General features: G+C 61.3%; 2 protein-coding genes and 1 pseudogene. All 3 read right to left on the bottom strand.

Annotation, left to right across the window (positions count from 1 at the left end; genetic code table 11):
- On the bottom strand, positions 1 to 728 hold a 728-nt coding region (locus AC1DT3_RS17610; protein ID WP_477466529.1), incomplete at its 3' end, for an ABC transporter permease.
- Entirely contained in the window at positions 725 to 1696 is a 972-nt protein-coding gene (locus AC1DT3_RS17605) for an ABC transporter ATP-binding protein (protein WP_477466530.1), read from the bottom strand. The genes AC1DT3_RS17610 and AC1DT3_RS17605, both read right to left, overlap by 4 nt.
- A gap of 129 nt (positions 1697 to 1825) precedes the next feature.
- Positions 1826 to 2584, bottom strand: a pseudogene (locus AC1DT3_RS17600) (DNA polymerase III subunit alpha); the annotation flags it as partial.

The raw sequence follows: 2584 nt of genomic DNA, 5'->3' as shown, positions 1-2584 counted from the left end.
CACCAGATCGTCGTCAAGCAGGCCAGCATGAAMACCAAGGTCATGGCCAAGCTGGCTCCGATATTCACGTCTGAGATCCCGAAGAAACTCCACCGAAACCCACTGACCAGATAGACCACGGGGTTGAACAGGGCCACTTTCTGCCAGAAGGGCGGCAGCATGCTGATCGAATAGAAACTGCCGCCGAGAAAGGCGAGCGGCGTCACCACCATCAGCGGAACCAGCTGCAGCTTCTGGAAGCTGTCCGCCCAGATCCCGATGATGAACCCGAACAGACTGAAGGTCACCGACGTCAGCACCAGAAAGACGATCATCCAGACCGGGTGCATGATGGAGAAATCGACGAACAGGCGGGCCGTCAGAAGGATGATGGTACCCAGAATGATCGATTTCGACGCCGCGGCGCCGACATAGCCGAGGACCGTTTCCATGGCGGAGACGGGCGCCGACAGGAGCTCATAGATCGTGCCGGAGAATTTCGGCATGTAGATGCCGAACGCCGCGTTCGAGATGCTTTCGGTCAGGATCGACAGCATGATCAGGCCGGGAACGATGAAGGCGCCGTAGCTGATGCCGTCGACGCTATCGATGCGCGAGCCGATCGCTGCACCGAACACGATGAAATAGAGCGAGGTCGAGATCACCGGCGAGGCGATGCTCTCCATGAGCGTGCGCCAGGTGCGCGCCATCTCGAAAAGATAGATGGCCTTGATGGCATACACGTTCATGCGCGCCCCCTGACGAGGTTGACGAAAATGTCCTCGAGCGAGCTCTGTGTCGTCTGGAGGTCCTTGAAGTCGATCCCGTGTTCACCGAGAAGGCGCAGCAATTCGGCGATGCCGGTCTCCTCGCTCTGCGTATCGAAGCTGTAGACCAACTGGGTCCCGTCCTCGGACAGCGTGATGTCGTACGGAGCGAGAGCCGCGGGAAGCGTTTTGAGCGGGTTCTGCAGGTGCAGGATGAGCTGCTTCTGTCCGAGTTTGCGCATCAGCACGGACTTGTCTTCGACCAGCATCAGCTCACCTTTGTTGATCACCCCGATCCGGTCGGCCATCTCTTCGGCCTCCTCGATGTAATGGGTGGTCAGGATGATGGTGACACCGTTGTCGCGCAGGCCGCGGACCATCTCCCACATGTCACGGCGCAACTCGACGTCGACGCCGGCCGTGGGCTCGTCGAGGAACAGGATACGCGGCTCGTGCGACAGCGCCTTAGCGATCATGACGCGACGCTTCATGCCGCCGGACAGCGTCATGATCTTGCTGTCCTTCTTCTCCCACAGAGACAGGTCCTTCAGGACCTTCTCGATATAGGCGGGGTTGGGTGGTTTGCCGAAAAGGCCGCGGCTGAACTTTACTGTATCCCACACGCTCTCGAACGCATCCGTCGACAGCTCCTGCGGAACGAGGCCGATCTTCGCACGGGCGGCGCGGTAGTCGCCGACGATGTCGTGACCGTCAGCCAGCACCTTGCCCTCGCTCGGATTGACGATGCCGCACACGATGCTGATCAGCGTCGTCTTTCCGGCGCCGTTGGGGCCGAGCAGCGCGAAGATCTCGCCACGGCGAATGTCGAGGTTGACGTTCCGCAGAGCCGTGAAGCCGGTGGCGTACGTCTTGTGGAGCCCGGATACGGAGATGATCGGGTCTGCGGCCACCCCTGAGCGGGACGCCTGTCTGTCATCGAGCGGTTTCATGCGGCGAGGTGTTAGCATGAAACGAAGCCCCGGTGGAACATGCCTTGTCGGGGCGCGTCTCGAAGCACAGTCGTCTCCAGCTCTCTGGACGATCCTTCGAGACGCCGCTTCGCGGCGGAAATTGGATGCTCAGTTCATCTGCACGTCGACGACGCCCGGCACGGCGCGTAAAGCTCCTGCCACTTGCGGCGATGCGAGATACTTGCCGGGGAGCCTGACTTCGACCTCGCGGTCGCCTTCTTCGAGGATCAGGACGAGAGTCACTTCCCCTTCGCCCCGCGCGCGCAAACGCTCCTGAACGCTGGCGATCGGCCGCTCGTCGCGCAGGAAGATGCGCATGCCCTTCTGGTGCTTGGCGATCGCATCGTCGAGGGGATCGGCCATCCCGATGCGCGCCCTCACCTCATCACCTTCCAGCCCCGCCTGAAGCAGGAGAACGACAGCGTTGCCGGGCTCCAGAACCTCACGGAAGCGCATCAGCCCCTCTGAGAAGATGATCGCCTCGAAATGCCCGGTTTGATCGGACAGAGTGAGAATGCCCATCTTGTTGCCGCTCTTGGTGCGCCGCTCCTGCCGATCGAGGATCGTCGCCGCCACCTTGCCGACGGAATTTCCGGCTTTCACGGACCGGGAGAATTCGGCCCAGGTCTGAACGCGCAGCTTCTTGAGCAGATCGCCATATTCGTCGAGCGGATGACCGGACAGGAAGAAGCCGACGGCATCGTATTCTCTCTGCAGTTTTATCGATGCGGGCCAGGGCTGATGGGGCGGAATGCGCAATTGCACATCCGCCGACGCCACGCCGCCGAACATGTCGCTCGTCCCGCCGTTCGCCGCTTCGACGGCCTGTTGTGCGAGGCTCATCATCGCATCGATGGAGGCATGCGC

It is taken from the genome of Microvirga sp. P4_G7, assembly GCF_056401005.1.
This window is presented reverse-complemented; position numbering and strand designations above follow the sequence as displayed.